The 15,025-nt window shown below is 71.3% G+C and carries 11 protein-coding genes, 1 tRNA gene and 4 pseudogenes; 13 read left to right on the forward strand and 3 right to left on the reverse strand.

Going from position 1 to position 15,025, the window contains the following annotated elements:
- Positions 1-4: 4 nt before the first annotated feature.
- Positions 5-1,441, forward strand: coding sequence for a ThuA domain-containing protein (locus tag ACWDVB_RS26685; protein ID WP_451517248.1), 1,437 nt, complete (start codon positions 5-7; stop codon positions 1,439-1,441).
- 50 nt (positions 1,442-1,491) lie between these two features.
- On the opposite strand, the gene ACWDVB_RS26690 is transcribed toward ACWDVB_RS26685, so the two are convergent.
- The gene (locus ACWDVB_RS26690; protein ID WP_451517282.1) at positions 1,492-1,761 is read right to left on the reverse strand and encodes a hypothetical protein; all 270 of its coding nucleotides are present in this window, start codon (positions 1,759-1,761) and stop codon (positions 1,492-1,494) included.
- Here ACWDVB_RS26690 and ACWDVB_RS26695 point away from each other — a divergent pair.
- The 8 genes from ACWDVB_RS26695 (at position 1,670) to ACWDVB_RS26730 (ending at position 10,436) form a co-directional block, all read left to right on the forward strand.
- Entirely contained in the window at positions 1,670-2,941 is a 1,272-nt protein-coding gene (locus ACWDVB_RS26695; RefSeq protein ID WP_451517279.1) for an inositol-3-phosphate synthase, read from the forward strand. The genes ACWDVB_RS26690 and ACWDVB_RS26695 overlap by 92 nt on opposite strands.
- Positions 2,938-4,071, forward strand: coding sequence for an SCO3242 family prenyltransferase (locus ACWDVB_RS26700; RefSeq protein ID WP_451517247.1), 1,134 nt, complete (start codon positions 2,938-2,940; stop codon positions 4,069-4,071). The genes ACWDVB_RS26695 and ACWDVB_RS26700 overlap by 4 nt, the downstream gene beginning before the upstream one ends.
- Entirely contained in the window at positions 4,068-5,114 is a 1,047-nt protein-coding gene (locus tag ACWDVB_RS26705) for a sugar phosphate isomerase/epimerase family protein (RefSeq protein ID WP_451517246.1), read from the forward strand. Before ACWDVB_RS26700 ends, ACWDVB_RS26705 begins: the two co-directional genes overlap by 4 nt.
- Entirely contained in the window at positions 5,111-5,797 is a 687-nt protein-coding gene (locus ACWDVB_RS26710) for an EboA domain-containing protein (RefSeq protein ID WP_451517245.1), read from the forward strand. Before ACWDVB_RS26705 ends, ACWDVB_RS26710 begins: the two co-directional genes overlap by 4 nt.
- A gap of 8 nt (positions 5,798-5,805) precedes the next feature.
- Entirely contained in the window at positions 5,806-6,654 is an 849-nt protein-coding gene (locus tag ACWDVB_RS26715) for a TatD family hydrolase (RefSeq protein ID WP_451517244.1), read from the forward strand.
- A 3-nt stretch (positions 6,655-6,657) separates the two neighbouring features.
- Complete coding sequence (eboE, locus tag ACWDVB_RS26720) at positions 6,658-7,827, forward strand: metabolite traffic protein EboE (protein WP_451517243.1); 1,170 nt, start codon at positions 6,658-6,660, stop codon at positions 7,825-7,827.
- Positions 7,824-9,227, forward strand: a complete 1,404-nt coding sequence (locus tag ACWDVB_RS26725; protein ID WP_451517242.1) for an alkaline phosphatase family protein — start codon at positions 7,824-7,826, stop codon at positions 9,225-9,227. Before eboE ends, ACWDVB_RS26725 begins: the two co-directional genes overlap by 4 nt.
- A 171-nt stretch (positions 9,228-9,398) precedes the next feature.
- The gene (locus ACWDVB_RS26730) at positions 9,399-10,436 is read left to right on the forward strand and encodes a sugar phosphate isomerase/epimerase family protein (RefSeq protein WP_451517241.1); all 1,038 of its coding nucleotides are present in this window, start codon (positions 9,399-9,401) and stop codon (positions 10,434-10,436) included.
- 122 nt (positions 10,437-10,558) lie between these two features.
- Here the strand turns inward: ACWDVB_RS26730 and ACWDVB_RS26735 are convergent.
- A pseudogene (locus ACWDVB_RS26735) lies at positions 10,559-11,229 on the reverse strand (MFS transporter); the annotation flags it as partial.
- 163 nt (positions 11,230-11,392) lie between these two features.
- On the opposite strand from ACWDVB_RS26735, the pseudogene ACWDVB_RS26740 reads away from it, so the two are divergent.
- The 4 genes and pseudogenes from ACWDVB_RS26740 to ACWDVB_RS26755 form a co-directional block, all read left to right on the forward strand.
- Positions 11,393-11,738: pseudogene (locus ACWDVB_RS26740) on the forward strand (ATP-grasp domain-containing protein); the annotation flags it as partial.
- Positions 11,738-12,056, forward strand: a pseudogene (locus tag ACWDVB_RS26745) (succinate--CoA ligase subunit alpha); the annotation flags it as partial. The pseudogenes ACWDVB_RS26740 and ACWDVB_RS26745, both read left to right, overlap by 1 nt.
- A gap of 142 nt (positions 12,057-12,198) precedes the next feature.
- Positions 12,199-13,799 (forward strand): annotated as a pseudogene (locus tag ACWDVB_RS26750) (aldehyde dehydrogenase family protein).
- Positions 13,800-14,134: 335 nt separating this feature from the next.
- Positions 14,135-14,222: transfer RNA gene (locus tag ACWDVB_RS26755), tRNA-Leu, on the forward strand.
- A gap of 77 nt (positions 14,223-14,299) precedes the next feature.
- Here ACWDVB_RS26755 and ACWDVB_RS26760 read toward each other — a convergent pair.
- Entirely contained in the window at positions 14,300-14,962 is a 663-nt protein-coding gene (locus tag ACWDVB_RS26760; RefSeq protein WP_451517240.1) for a GntR family transcriptional regulator, read from the reverse strand.
- Positions 14,963-15,025: the final 63 nt, after the last annotated feature.

Genomic DNA, 15,025 nt, shown 5'->3' on the forward strand with positions numbered 1-15,025 from the left:
CGCAATGCGCAGTCGAGCGCGGCTCCTGACCGCCACGGCGGCGGCCGCTCTGCTCATCGGATGCGTGTCGGGTCCGGCGGCCTCGGAGCCTGGCCCGGAGCGGGTGCCGGTGCCGGTGCCGGTGCCGCGCGAGGATGCCGGGCGCGTCCTGGTCTTCTCCAAGACGGCGGGCTTCCGGCACGACTCGATCCCCACCGGGGTGGCGACCGTCAAGGAACTCGGAGCCGACGCCGGCTTCACCGTCGACGCGACCGAGGACGCGGGGGCCTTCACGGCCAAGAGCCTGCGCCGGTACGACGCCGTCGTCTGGCTCTCGACCACCGGCGACGTCCTGAACGCCGTTCAGCAGCGGGCCTTCGAGGACTACATCCGGGGCGGCGGCGCCTATGTCGGCGTCCACGCCGCCGCCGACACCGAGTACGACTGGCCCTTCTACGGCGGGCTCGCGGGCGCGTACTTCCAGTCGCACCCCGCGATCCAGCGGGCGCGGGTCCATGTGGAGGACCACGCGCACCCGGCGACGTCCCACCTGGGCGCCGGGGCCTGGGAGCGCTCCGACGAGTGGTACAACTACCGCTCCAACCCGCGCGAGCGGGCGCGTGTCCTGGCCTCGCTCGACGAGTCGTCGTACACGGGCGGCACGATGTCGGGCGACCACCCCATCGCCTGGTGCCAGAGCGACTACCAGGGCGGCCGGTCCTTCTACACCGGCGGCGGCCACACCGAGGAGTCGTACGCCGAACCGGCCTTCCGGCACCATCTGCTGGGCGGTATCCGCTGGGCCGTCGGCGCGGTCCAGGCCGACTGCCGCCCCGAGAAGGGTTACACGTCGGTCTTCGACGGCAAGGCGGCCTCGCTCGCGGACTGGAAACAGGCAGGTCCGGGCTCCTTCTCCCTCAAGGAGGACGACGGGACGCTCACGACCGTCGGCGGGATGGGCATGCTCTGGTACGAGCGGCGCGAACTGCGCTCATACTCACTCAAGCTCGACTGGCGGATGCGCGGCGACGACAACTCCGGCATCTTCGTGGGCTTCCCGGCCTCCGACGACCCCTGGTCGGCCGTGAACAAGGGTTACGAGATCCAGATCGACGCCTCGGACGTCCCCGAGAAGACCACGGGCTCCGTCTACGGCTTCAAGTCCGCCGACCTGAAGAAGCGCGACAAGGCGCTGAACCCGCCGGGGGAGTGGAACACGTACGAGATCCGCGTCGAGGGCGAACGCCTTCGCGTCTACCTCAACGGCGTGAAGATCAACGATTTCACCAACACCGACCCGGCGCGGAGCCTGCGCCAAGGGCACATCGGCATCCAGAACCACGGCGACGCCGATGAGGTCTCCTTCCGGGACATCCGGGTGAGGGATCTGCCTGGGGTGGGTGACTTGCCCGGAGGGGGCTCTGCCTCGTCCGTGACATCTCGTCCGGGCGGGGGCCGTTAGACGGCGGCGGGCGGAGGACGCCGGACCTCCGCCCGCCGTCTCGCACCGACTCACGTTTCTTGAGCCTTGACTTCTTGGGCCCTGTCTTCTTGGGCCTTGACTTCTTGGGCTTTGACTTCTTGAGCCTTGATTTCTTGAGTCACGCAGGAGGCAGCCGTGTCCACATCCGCGCATTCCACATCGCCGCTTTCCACATCCGAGCTCTCCAATTCCTCCGTCGGGGTCTGGCTGATCGGCGCGCGAGGTTCCGTCGCGACCACCGCCGTCGCGGGGTGCGCGGCCGTGGCGGCCGGACTGCGACCGCCCACCGGCATGGTCACCGAGACGCCCCCCTTCACCGACTGCGGCCTGCCAACGTTGTCGTCGCTGGTCTTCGGCGGCCACGACACCGCGAACTGCCCCCTGCCCAAACGGGCCGAGGAACTCGCCGCCGGGGGCGTCCTCCCCCACGGCCTCCCCTCGGCGGTCCACGCCGAACTCGCCGCGGCGGACGCCGAGATCCGCCCGGGCGGCCCCCTACCGGGCGACACCCGCACCGACGACCAACTCATCGACGCCTTCACCGCCGACCTACGCGACTTCGTACGCCGCCGGGGCCTCACCGGCGCGGTAGTGGTGAACGTTGCCTCGACGGAGCCGGTTCGGGGGAGTGGTGGGGTGGCGGACTGGGACGCCCCGGGTGGCGACAGGGCTTCGGCTGGTGAGCGGGCGGCGTCGGTGGGGGCGGCGTCCGTGGGGGCTGCTTCGGTGGGGGCTGCTTCGGGGGGCTGGGCGGGGCCTGGTGTGGCTTCGGCGGGGCCGCCCGTTGTGGCGCGGGGCGGCGTCGCTTCGGGGGACCCCGCTCGGATGCCCGCCAGTTCCCTCTACGCCGCGGCGGCGCTGCGGGCCGGGTGCCCCTACGTGAACTTCACTCCCTCGACGGGCCTGCACCACCCCCACCTCGCCGAGGCGGCGCTCACCTCCGGGCTCCCCTACGCGGGCCGGGACGGCAAGACCGGCCAGACCCTCCTGCGCTCGGTGCTCGGCCCGATGTTCGCCCAGCGGGCGCTCGCCGTACGGGCCTGGTCCGGCACGAACCTCCTGGGCGGCGGCGATGGCGCGGCCCTCGCCGACCCCGCCGCCGCGGCGGCCAAGAACGCCGGCAAGGAACGCGTCCTCGCCGACACCCTCGGCGCCGCCCCCGAGGGCGAGGTCCACATCGACGACGTCCCCTGCCTCGGCGACTGGAAGACGGCCTGGGACCACATCGCCTTCGACGGCTTCCTCGGCACCCGCATGGTCCTGCAGACCACCTGGCAGGGCTGCGACTCCTCCCTCGCTGCCCCGTTGATCCTCGACCTGGCACGCCTCACCTCCCGAGCCCACGCACGCGGCCTCTCCGGCCCCCTGCCGGAACTCGCCTTCTACTTCAAAGACCCGGACGACGGCGCCGCCGCCGCACTGGGGGACCAGTACCGAGCCCTGCTCGGCCTCGCCGACCGGCTGCGGGACCCGCGGTGAGCGCGGCACGCGACTGGGCCGAACTCCTTCGCGTCCCCGCCCTGTTCACCGTCCCCGGCGACGCGCTCGCCGGGGCGGCCTCGACCGGCCTGCGCCCCAACCGTCGCACCCTCCTCGCGATCACCTCCTCCCTCTGCCTGTACGAAGCGGGCATGGCCCTCAACGACTGGGCCGACCGAGCCGAGGACGCCGTCGAACGCCCCGAGCGCCCGCTGCCCTCGGGCCGCATCACCCCACCCGCGGCCCTCGCGGCAGCGGCCGCCCTCACCGCGACGGGCCTGACCCTCGCCTCCCGCGCCGGCCGTCCCGCCCTGGCGGTGGCAGCCACCCTGGCAGGCACGGTGTGGGCCTACGACCTGGGCCTGAAGCACACCCCCGCGGGCCCCGCGGCCATGGCCGCGGCACGAGGCCTCGATCTGCTCCTCGGCGCGACCGCCACGGCGGGCCCGGGCGCCACCCCTCTCGCCAAACACGCCCTGCCCTCCGCCACCACCCTCGCCGCCCACACCCTGGCCGTCACCGCAGTCTCCCGCCACGAAGCGCAGGGCGGCTCCTCGGCGACCCCCTTGGCGGCGCTCGCGGGGGTGACGCTGCTGGCAAGGTATTTGGGCGGGGGAGCGGGCGCCCGTGGTGCGAATGGTCAGGGTAGTGCAGGTGGTGCAGGTGGTGCGGGTGGTCCGGGTGGTGCAGGTATTGCGGATGGTGCGGCTGCTGGGGTGGGTGGGGTGCCTGGGGGTAGCGGGGTTGATGTGAGTAGTGGGGGCGCCGGTGCGGGTAGTGGGACCGATGGTGGGGGCGGCGGTGAACCTGCTGCGGTGGCCAGGTCCGGATGGCGATCGGGCGCGACGGGGTCCGGGACCCGGGTCCTGCCCTCCGCCGCTACCGCCCGCCAGGCCCTGCGCGGCGCCCTCGCTCTCGCCTACGTCGGGACCGCCGCCAAGCCCCTTCTCCACGCCGCTCTCAATCCCTCACCTCCTCTCACCCAACGCGCCGTCGGCGGCGGTATCCGCGCCATGATCCCGCTGCAGGCAGCGCTCGCCGCCCGGGCGGGCGCGGCGGGAACCGCTCTGTTGACCGTCGCCCTCGCCCCTGCCGCCCGTAAGTTCGCACGGAAGGTGAGCGTCACATGAGCGGCACCACCCCTGAGGCCCCACGCCCGGCTGGGCACCTCACCGGAGACCCGACCGGACGGCTCACCGGAGACCCGGCTGGACACCTCACCGGAAACCCGATCGACACCCTCTGCTTTGGCTACGGCACCAACGGCCTCACCGACCTCCGTCTCGACGACGCCCTCGGTCTCCTCGCCGACCTCGGCTACTCCGGTGTCGGCCTGACCCTCGATCACATGCACCTCGACCCCCTCGCCCCCGATCTCGCCGCCCGTACCCGCCATGTCGCCCGAAGGCTGGACCGCCTCGGCCTGACGGCCACCGTCGAGACCGGCGCCCGCTATGTCCTCGACCCGCGCCGTAAGCACGGCCCCTCCCTCCTCGATCCCGATCCGCACCGGCGGGCCGACCGCTCCCGCCTGCTGGTCCGCGCCGTCGACGTCGCCGCCGACCTCGGCGCCCACGCTGTGCACTGCTTCAGCGGTGTCCTCCCGGCGGGCACCTCCGGCGACATCGCCTGGAAGCGGCTTGCCGATGCCCTTGGCCCCGTCCTCGACGCCGCGTCAGGTGCTGGCGTTCCGCTCGCCGTCGAACCCGAACCCGGCCACCTCCTCTCCTCACTCGCCGACTTCCACCGTCTGCGCCGGGAGCTGGGCGACCCCGCCCCCGCACTCCTCGGCCTCACCCTCGACATCGGCCACTGCCAGTGTCTCGAACCGCTCCCTCCCGCCGACTGCGTGCGCGTCGCCGCTCCCTGGCTGCGGCATGTCCAGATCGAAGACATGCGGCGCGGCGTCCACGAGCATCTGCCCTTCGGGGACGGGGAGATCGACTTCCCGCCCGTCCTCGAAGCCCTGGCCGCCACCGGCTACCAAGGGCTGACCGTCGTCGAACTGCCCCGCCACTCCCACGCGGGCCCCCAACTCGCCGCACAATCGATCAACTTCCTCCGCAAGGCCGCGGTAGCCGCCGGGTGCGCCGCATCCACCGCAGCCGGCGAGGCGGTCCTTACCCCGACGGGACCCACTCCCGTCCCCGCCGCCGAAGGAGGAACACCGTGACCGACACCCCCGGAATCGCCGCCCTCCGTGCCCGTCTTGAAGCCGAGCTCGGCGGAGCCGCCCGCGCCTGGCTCGACCAGGCCACAGCCGAGGCCGCGGCCCACGCCGAGCGACGGGAGCAGCAGCGGACGCAAGGGCCGCTCCCTATGTGGGAGTTGAGGATCGCGGAGGCGGGGCGCCGCTGCGGCCCCGATCACGCCGACGCCGCCCGCGTCCTGCTCCTGCATGCGGCAGCCGCGGACCCGGCCACCCTCAGCCGTGTCTACGCACACGGGACCGCCCCCGAGCGCCGCGCGGTCCTGCGCGCCTTGCCGCACCTGGTGCCGGGCCCGGAGGCGCTGACGCTGGTCGAAGACGCCCTGCGCACCAACGACACCCGCCTCGTCGCCGCGGCCGTCGGCCCGTACGCCGCCGCGCACCTCACGCCGCACGACTGGCGTCACGCCGTCCTCAAGTGCCTGTTCACCGGCGTTCCCATGGACGCCGTCGCCGATCTGCCGAGGCGCGCCCGAGGCGACGGCGAACTCGCCCGCATGCTCGGCGACTACGCCGGCGAACGCACCGCGGCGGGCCGTGCCGTCCCCGGCGACCTGCATCGCGTCCTGGCCCTGACCGGCCCGGGGGCCATCTCGCCCCCCAAGGCTCCCCCGGGCCCCGCGGCCCCTTCGACCGGCGAGGAGTAGGAGTCCCGATGCGCATCTTCGATCCCCACATCCACATGACCTCCCGCACCACCGACGACTACCAGGCGATGTACGCGGCGGGTGTCCGCGCTGTCGTGGAGCCGGCGTTCTGGCTCGGCCAACCCCGCACCTCGCCCGCCTCCTTCTTCGACTACTTCGACTCCCTCCTCGGCTGGGAACCCTTCCGCGCCGCCCAGTACGGCATCGCCCACCACTGCACGATCGCCCTCAACCCCAAGGAGGCGAACGACCCCCGCTGCACGCCCGTCCTCGACGAACTGCCCCGCTATCTCGTCAAGGACAACGTCGTCGCCGTAGGAGAGATCGGCTACGACTCCATGACGCCCGCGGAGGACACCGCGCTCGCCACCCAGCTCCAGCTCGCCGCCGACCACGAACTGCCCGCTCTCGTGCACACCCCGCACCGCGACAAGCTCGCCGGCCTGCGCCGCACGATCGATGTCGTCCGCGAGTCGGCGATGCCCCTGGACCGCGTACTGATCGACCACCTCAACGAGACCACCGTCAAGGAGGCCAAGGGCAGCGGCTGCTGGCTCGGCTTCTCCGTCTACCCCGACACCAAGATGGACGAGGGGAGGATGATCGCGATTCTGCGGGAGTTCGGGCCCGAGCGGGTCCTGGTCAACTCCGCCGCGGACTGGGGAAAGAGCGATCCCCTGAAGACCCGCAAGGTGGCCGACGCCATGCTCGCGGCCGGATACGACGAGGACGACGTCGACCTGGTGCTGTGGCGCAACCCCGTCGCCTTCTATGGCCTCAGCGGCCGCCTCGCCCTGGACGTCGTCGGCACGGACGCCACCCACGAAGGCAACTCCATCCTGCGCGGCGGGGCGTGAGCCATGCGCTTCAGGCACCCCGACGGCTCCACCGTCCACCTGGCCTACTGTACGAACGTCCACCCCGCAGAGACCCTTGAAGGCGTCCTCGCCCAACTCCGCGACCACTGCGAACCCGTGCGCAAGAGACTCGGCAGGGACCGCATCGGCATCGGCCTGTGGCTCGCCAAGGACGCCGCCCACGCCCTCGTCACCGACCCGGCGGCCCTGCGCGGCCTGCGCACCGAACTCGACCGGCGCGGCCTCGAAGTCGTCACCCTCAACGGCTTCCCCTACGAGGGCTTCGGCGCCGAACAGGTCAAGTACAGCGTGTACAAGCCGGACTGGACGGACCCGGAACGCCTCGCCCACACCACCGACCTGGCCCGGCTCCTCGCAGCCCTGCTCCCCGACGACGTCACCGAAGGCACCATCTCCACCCTGCCCCTCGCCTGGCGCACCCCCTTCGGCTCCCTGCGCGCCGAGTCCGCCCGCACCGCCCTCACCGCGCTCGCCCAGCGGCTGGACGCCCTGGACGAGCTGACCGGCCGCTCCATCCGCATCGGCCTCGAACCAGAACCGGGCTGCACCATCGAGACGACCGCCGACGCGATCGCCCCGCTCACCGCAGTCGGCCACGACCGCATCGGTGTCTGCGTCGACACCTGCCACCTCGCCACCTCCTTCGAGGACCCGAGGACCGCCCTCGACGCCCTCACCGTCGCCGGGATCCCCGTCGTCAAAACCCAGCTCTCCGCCGCCCTGCACGCCGAACATCCCCACCTCCCCGATGTGCGCGAGGCCCTCGCCGCCTTCGACGAGCCCCGCTTCCTCCACCAGACACGCACCCTGACCGGCATCGGACTGCGCGGTACCGACGACCTCGGCGAGGCCCTCACCGGCAACGCACTGCCCGACACGGCCCCCTGGCGGGCCCACTTCCACGTCCCACTCCACGCGGCCCCCGCCGCGCCCCTCACCTCCACGCTCCCCGTGCTCCAGGACGCCCTGGCCCGACTCGTCGGCGGACCCGCTCCCCTCACCCGCCACCTTGAGGTCGAGACCTACACCTGGCAGGCCCTCCCCTCTGAACTCCGCCCACGCGGCCGACACCAACTCGCCGAGGGCATCGCCGCCGAACTCGCCCTCGCCCGCGACCTCCTCACGGACCTCGGCCTGAAGGAACTCCCATGACCCAGCCCCCGAGCGCCCCGCACAGCGGCCCCACACCTCTTCTCGTCATCGACGTCGTCGGCCTCACCCCTCGCCTCCTCGACCACATGCCGCGCCTCAAGACGCTCGGCCAGTCCGGGTCCAGGGCGCCGCTCGGCACCGTCCTGCCCGCCGTGACCTGCGCCGCCCAGTCCACCTTCCTCACCGGCACCACCCCCGCCGAACACGGCATCGTCGGCAACGGCTGGTACTTCCGTGAGCTCGGCGACGTACTCCTGTGGCGCCAGCACAACGGCCTCGTCGCCGGCGACAAGCTGTGGGACGCCGCCCGTCGCGCGCACCCCGGCTACACCGTTGCCAACATCTGCTGGTGGTACGCCATGGGCGCCGACACCGACTTCACCGTCACCCCCCGCCCCGTCTACTACGCCGACGGCCGCAAGGAACCCGACTGCTACACCCGGCCGCCGGCCCTGCACGACGAACTCACCGACAAGCTCGGCACGTTCCCCCTCTTCCACTTCTGGGGTCCCGGCGCCGACATCGTCTCCAGCCGCTGGATCGTCGACGCCACCCGGCACATCATCGACACCCGCCACCCCGACCTGGCCCTGTGCTACCTCCCTCACCTCGACTACGACCTGCAGCGCTTCGGCCCCGACGACCCCCGCTCCCACCGTGCGGCGGCCGACCTGGACGCGACCCTCACCCCGCTACTCGACGACGCCCGAACCGAAGGCCGCACCGTCGTCGCGCTCTCCGAGTACGGCATCACCCGCGTCAATCGGCCGGTCGACATCAACCGCGTCCTGCGCCGTGCGGGCCTGCTGGAGGTGCACACGCAAGACGGCATGGAGTACCTCGACCCGATGGCCTCGCGCGCCTTCGCCGTCGCCGACCACCAGATCGCCCACGTCTACGTGCGCCGCCCGGAAGACCTCGACGCCACCCGCGCCGCCCTCCAGGACGTCCCCGGTATCGAGCAACTCCTGGACGACGAGGGCAAGAAGGCACACCACCTGGACCATCCGCGCTCGGGCGAGCTGGTCGCCGTCGCCGAGCCGGACGCCTGGTTCACGTACTACTACTGGCTCGACGACGCCCGCGCGCCCGACTTCGCGCAGCTCGTCGAGATCCACCGCAAACCCGGTTACGACCCCGTCGAGCTCTTCATGGACCCCGAGGACCCCTACGTCCGCGTCAAGGCCGCGGGCGCGCTGGCCCGCAAGAAGCTCGGCATGCGCTACCGCATGGCGGTCGTGCCCCTGGACCCCTCACCTATTCGAGGCAGCCATGGCCGCCTGCCCACCAGCGAGGACGAAAGTCCGCTCATCCTGTGCTCCACCCCCCGCGCCGTCGGCGGCCGCATCGCGGCCACCGATGTGAAATCACTCCTGCTCCACCTCGCGGGCCTGCAATGATTTCTGCCTACCCGCGTCGCTGAATCTGCTTGATCTCCACTGAACCAGACAGCTCGGACCCTGCCATCAGGGTCCGACCCCCAGTGATCCCTGAAACGGATTTCGAACCCATCCCTGACTCATCCCCGAGCCGTCCCTCACCCGACCCTTGAACCAGCCGAGGAGAACCGCATGAGCCGCAAGCCGACACCCGCCGACCCCGCACTCGCCCACAGACTCAGCCGACGCGGCATGCTCGGCGTCGCCGCGGGCGCCACCGCCGCGGCCCTCGTCGGCGCCACCACCCCTGCCGTCGCGGCGGACAAGGGCCGCGGCCGCCCCGTGCTGCCACCCGGCCGCCTCGGCATCCAGCTCTACAGCCTCCGCGACAAGGTCTCCACCCTCGGATTCGCCGCCGTGTTCGCCGAGTTGGCGAAGTACGGCTACGACGAGATCGAGTTCGCCGGATACAGCCAGGGCTCGGCGGGTGCGATCACCCTCGCCCAACTCAAAGCGCTGGCCCGCGACCACGGCCTGCATCCCATCGGGTCCCACGTCGGCTATTACGACAACAACAACCCGAACGCGTATACGTTCGCGCAGAACCTCACCAAGGTCCTCGACGACGCCCAGGCCCTCGGCCTCAAGCACATCGGGACCGCGTCGGGCCCCTTCCGCTACGGTTCGACCGTCGACGCCTGGAAGCGTGCGGCCGAGGACTTCAACACGTACGGCGAGGCGGCCCGAAAGCGCGGCATGAAGTTCTACCAGCACAACCACGCCGAGGAGTTCTCCTTCGCCACGGACAAGCCGAACGTCCGCCTCTACGACGTGCTGCTCGCCGAGACCGACCCCGACTGCGTGTATCTGGAGATGGACATCTACTGGGCCTACTGCGCCCAGTTCCGGTTCAGCAAGCGGCCCGACGGCAGGCCCGCCCCCTTCGAGCCGGTCGACTACGTACTCAGGCAGCCCCACCGCTATCCGCTGTTCCACGTCAAGGACGGGGTGCGTGACGAGACGACCCGGGACGGCTACCGCATGGCGGATGTCGGGGACGGCGACATCGACTACAGGAAGTTCCTGTCGAAGGTGACCGCGCGCACCCGCCACGGCCGGCGCTACCACCACTGGCAGACCGAGCACGACAACCCGGTCGAGTCCTACGCCTTCGCCCGCAAGTCCAGCGAGCACCTGCACTCCCTGCGCTCGGGCCGCTGCGGGGACTGACCCCGCACGCGGCACGGAGGGGCCCTTCCGCCATCAGGAGGGCCCCTCCGTGCCGTGTCCGGACGCCAGACCAGAGCCTCACGCGCGCGCCCGGGTGGACTGCGCTGGGCTCCGCCGTCATGTCAAGCCATCTCCTCACCGAGGGGTTGCGGATTCGGGTCGATGTTTTTGAGCTTGGGCCTGCTGGGCTGGGACAGGAACAGCGCGATGAATCCGGCGAACAGCGAGATCGACCCGGCCAGGGTGAACGCGCCCGCGTGCCCCCAATTGCTCACCACCACGGCTCCCACGCCGGAGCCGAGAAGTCCGGAGACCAGCTTGGAGCTGTAGACCAGGCCGTAGTTGGGGCGTTGTTGTTCTCGCCGAAGTAGTCCGCCGTCATGGCGGCGAACATGGGGAAGATGGCGCCGCCGCCGAATCCGCCCCGCCCGGTGCCGTTGACGATGGCCTTCAAGGACATGGCCGTGGCGACGATTCCGTCGGCGAACCCGGCCTCCTCCCCGATGTCCACCTGGAACGCGATTCCGACGATGTTCACGCCCGAGGTGCACAGCAGACAGAACCACATCAGCGTGACCCGGCCGGCCTGCCATGCCTCCTTGGGGGTGTACTGCCGTACGGCGGGCGGATTCGTCCGCAGTGCGCGCCGCGCGCGTGGCTCGTCCGGCGGACGCAGTGGGTCCACATCGGCCGGCCACCAGCTCTTCGGCGGATCCTTGAAGAAGTGGCCCGCCACGGCGACCATCGCCGCGAGGAAGAGACCGACGGACACCAGCACCCAGCGGAAATTCGTCGATGAGCCCGGTATCTCCGACGATGCCCAGGTCGATGTCCCTGTTCTGCCACGGTGCGGTAGTCGAGGTCGATCTGGACGACGGTGGCGTCCGGGGAAAGGCGCTTTCCGTAGCCCATACGGAAGTCGAAGTGCGTCCCCACGATGACGATGAGGTCGGCGTACCCGGCTCGAAGCGGTGGCACGGCTGGCGATCGACCCGGCGGAAGGGGTGACACAGGCCAAGGCCACCGAGATCGCGGCCGCCGCGGGGCTCCCCGCCGAAACCATCGACACGCTGGTCGCACTCTGGCGCGTTCTGGTCCGTGAGGACGCCCTCCTGGTGGAGGTCACCCACTCATGCGCACCGCCCGAGGGGCGACCCTCGCCCTGGACGGCAAGGTCACGCTCGACGACACGCCCGCTTCCGCCAGGAGCGGTGGGGCGGCGAACAGACGGCGTACGGCCAGGGTGGTTTGGAGGTGGAAGCCGCCGCCAAGGGGTTCAACTTCGTGAAGTTCGACGGCGAGGCACCACCCACATCGACTGCCTGGCCGCCTTCGAGGACGACGCCGACACCGACCTCTCGTCCTCATCGGCGAGATCGGTGGCGACGCCGAGGAACGCGCGGCGGCGTACATCGAGGAGTCCGTCACCAAGCCCGTCGTGGCGTACATCGCCGGCTTCACCGCCCCCGAGGGCAAGACGATGGGCCACCGGGCGCGATCGTCTCCGGCTCGTCGGGCACCGCGGAGGCCAAGGAGGCGGCGCTGGAGGCCGTCGGCGTACGTGCGGGCGACACCCCGACCGAGACGGCGCGGCTCGTGCTCGATCGCTTGGGGAGGTGACGGCCTGTACCGCCGCCCCGCCCGCCGGACGAGATACCGGGCTCCAGCCCCGCCCGCCCGGGGAGGGAACCGGCGCCAGCCCAGCCCGGCCCCATCCCATCCCGCCCCACCCCGCCCGTGCACCGTGAGCGGAGACGACCGAATGGCAACCCGAAACCCATCCCGCGGCGAACCCACACCCGCCCCCGCAAGCGCCGTCGTCCTCGTCCTCAAAGCCGGCACGGCCTGGTCCGACGCCTGGCAACAACGCTGCCTCGCCGTTGCACCCGAGGCCTTCCGCGACGACCGCGTCCTGACTCTCTGGAACGGCACCTGGCACGCAGACGGCCGCACCCTCCCCGCCACCAGCCCCGTCAACGGCACGCCCATCGTCGGCCCGCCGCGAGTCGACGCCACCACGGCCCGACGCGCCGTGCGTGCCGCACTCGACCAGCACCGCGCCTGGCGCCACACGTCCCTCGCCGAGCGGCGCGCCCGCGTCGCCGCCACGCTCGACGCCCTCGCCCTCACCCAGCACCGGGAGCTGCTCGCGCTGCTCCTCGTCTGGGAGATCGGCAAGCCATGGCAGATCGCGCGGGCGGACGTGGACCGGGCCATCGACGGCGTGCGCTGGTACGCCGACGGCATCGAGGTGATGGTCGAGGGCAGGACCCCGCGGCGCCGCTGAACGGGCCCGTTCCAACATCGCGAGCTGGAACTACCCGATGAGCGTGCTCGTTCACGCAATGCTGGTACAGGCACTGGCAGGGAACGCGGTCATCGCCAAGACCCCGACCGACGGCGGCGTCGCCTGCCTCACCCTCACCCTCACCCTCGCCTGCGCACTCGCCGCCCGCGAGGGACTTTCCGTCACCCTCGTCAGCGGCAGTGGAGGCGAGCTGTCCGAAGCGCTCGTGCGCGCGCCCGAGATCGGCTGCGTCTCGTTCGTCGGCGGCCGCGACACGGGCGCCGCGGTGGCCACGGCAGTCGCCGGCCTCGGCAAACGGCACATTCTCGAACAGAAGGGACTGAACACCTGGGGCATCTGGAACTACGCGACTGGGACGCGCTCAGCGCGGTCGTCCCCCAGCTCTTCGACTACGGCAAGCAGCGCTGCACCGCCTACCCTCGCTTCGTCGTGCAGCGTGCCCTGTTCGACGAGTTCCTCGCCGCATACCTGCCGGCCGTCAGCACGGTACGCGTGGGCCATCCGCTCGCAGTCGGGCACCCGGGGGATCCCTTTCCCGAGCTCGACCTCGGGCCGCTGATCAACGCGGCCAAGGCCAAGGAGCTGGCCGACCAGGTCACTGAGGCCGTCGGCCGGGGCGCCGTCCCGCTGTACCGCGGCGCCGCAGCGCCGGGCCGCTTCCTGCCCGGCCAGGAAACGGACGCCTGTCTCTACCCGGTCACGCTGCTCAACCCGCCGTCATCCTCCCCACTGCACCACGCGGAGCTGTTCGGTCCGGTCGACACCATCGTCGTGGTCGACAGGGAGGCGGAGCTGCTCGCCGCCATGAACGCGTCGAACGGCGCGCTCGTCGCCACGCTGTCCACCGACGACCCGGCGACGTACGAACGCCTCGCGCCCCAGATCCGCGCCTTCAAGGCCGGCCGGGGCACGCCGCGCTCGCGCGGTGACCGCGAGGAGCTCTTCGCGGCTTCGGCGCGTCATGGCGCGGTGCGTTCGTCGGCGGAGAGCTGCTGGTGCGCGCCGTCACGCAGGGCTCGTCGGGGGAACGGGCGCCGGGGAACTTCCCTGGTTAGCACCTCATGGCCTAGGTCCTGGCCTCATGGTGCGCCTCATGGCCTCGGCCTCGTGGCACAGGTCGGTGCAGGTCGGGACTTGTGTCGGCGCAGGTCGGGCCGAGTCGGGCCAGTCGGGGCAGGTCCCGGACCGGCCGGGTTCGGCCGATGCCTTGCCGGTCCGCGCCACGGAAAGCAAGCGGCTCGTTACCCTTGGTGATGACGTGGAGAGAGCGGTGCGGCTCACCGTGCATCCGGTGGTCGGTGGGCGGATACGCAGGTGAAAGGCACTCCGAAACCTTGGTATTGTTGTCCATGTCGCCGCGGGGAACACACCGCACGGCGGCAGACACCTAGTCCGGGTGGCGGAATGGCAGACGCGCTAGCTTGAGGTGCTAGTGCCCTTTATCGGGCGTGGGGGTTCAAGTCCCCCCTCGGACACCAGTAACCAGTAGGCCAGCAGCACCAGCAAGGCCCCAGTTCATCGAGCTGGGGTCTTCCGCGTTGGGGTCTTCTGCGTTTCAGGATGTCGCCCACAGTGATCGCACATGCCCCAGGTGCCGCGCCATGCACCGCTCGGCGGCCTTGGGGTCGCCGGCGAGCATCAGGTCGAGGAGTTCGATGTGCTCCTCGGCGGACGGGGTCAGCTGGTCGCGTTCGTCCAGGGCCGTGAGGCCGTAGAGGCGGGAGCGCTTGCGGAGGTCGCCGACCGTTTCGACCAGGCGGTCGTTGCCGGAGAGGGCGAGGAGTGAGAGGTGGAAGCGGCGGTCGGCCTCCAGGTAGGCGATGAGGTCGTGGCCGCGGGCGGCGCGCACGATCTCCTCGGCGGTCGGGCGCAGCGCCTCCAGGTCCTCGCGGGCCGCGGTGCGGGTGATCCGGCCGATCATGGGGACCTCGATGAGGGCGCGGATCTCCGTGTACTGGTCGAGGTCGCGTTCATTGACCTCCGTGACGCGGAAGCCCTTGTTGCGGACGGGCTCCACCAGGCCCTCGCGGGCCAGATCGAGCATCGCCTCGCGTACGGGCGTCGCCGAGATGCCGAAGTCCTCGGCGAGGCCGGGTGCGGAGTAGATCTCGCCGGGGCGCAGCTCGCCGGAGATCAGAGCGGCCCGCAAGGCGTGGGCGACCTGGTCGCGCAGCCGTTCCCTGGTGGTGATGAGGTTCTTCTGTTTCAGGTGCCCCATGGTGCTCCCCTCCGGTGGGTTCCGCGCCCGCGCGGATCACCAACGTACAATGTCACGTTGTCA

The sequence above is a fragment of the Streptomyces sp. NPDC003379 genome (genome assembly GCF_053589195.1).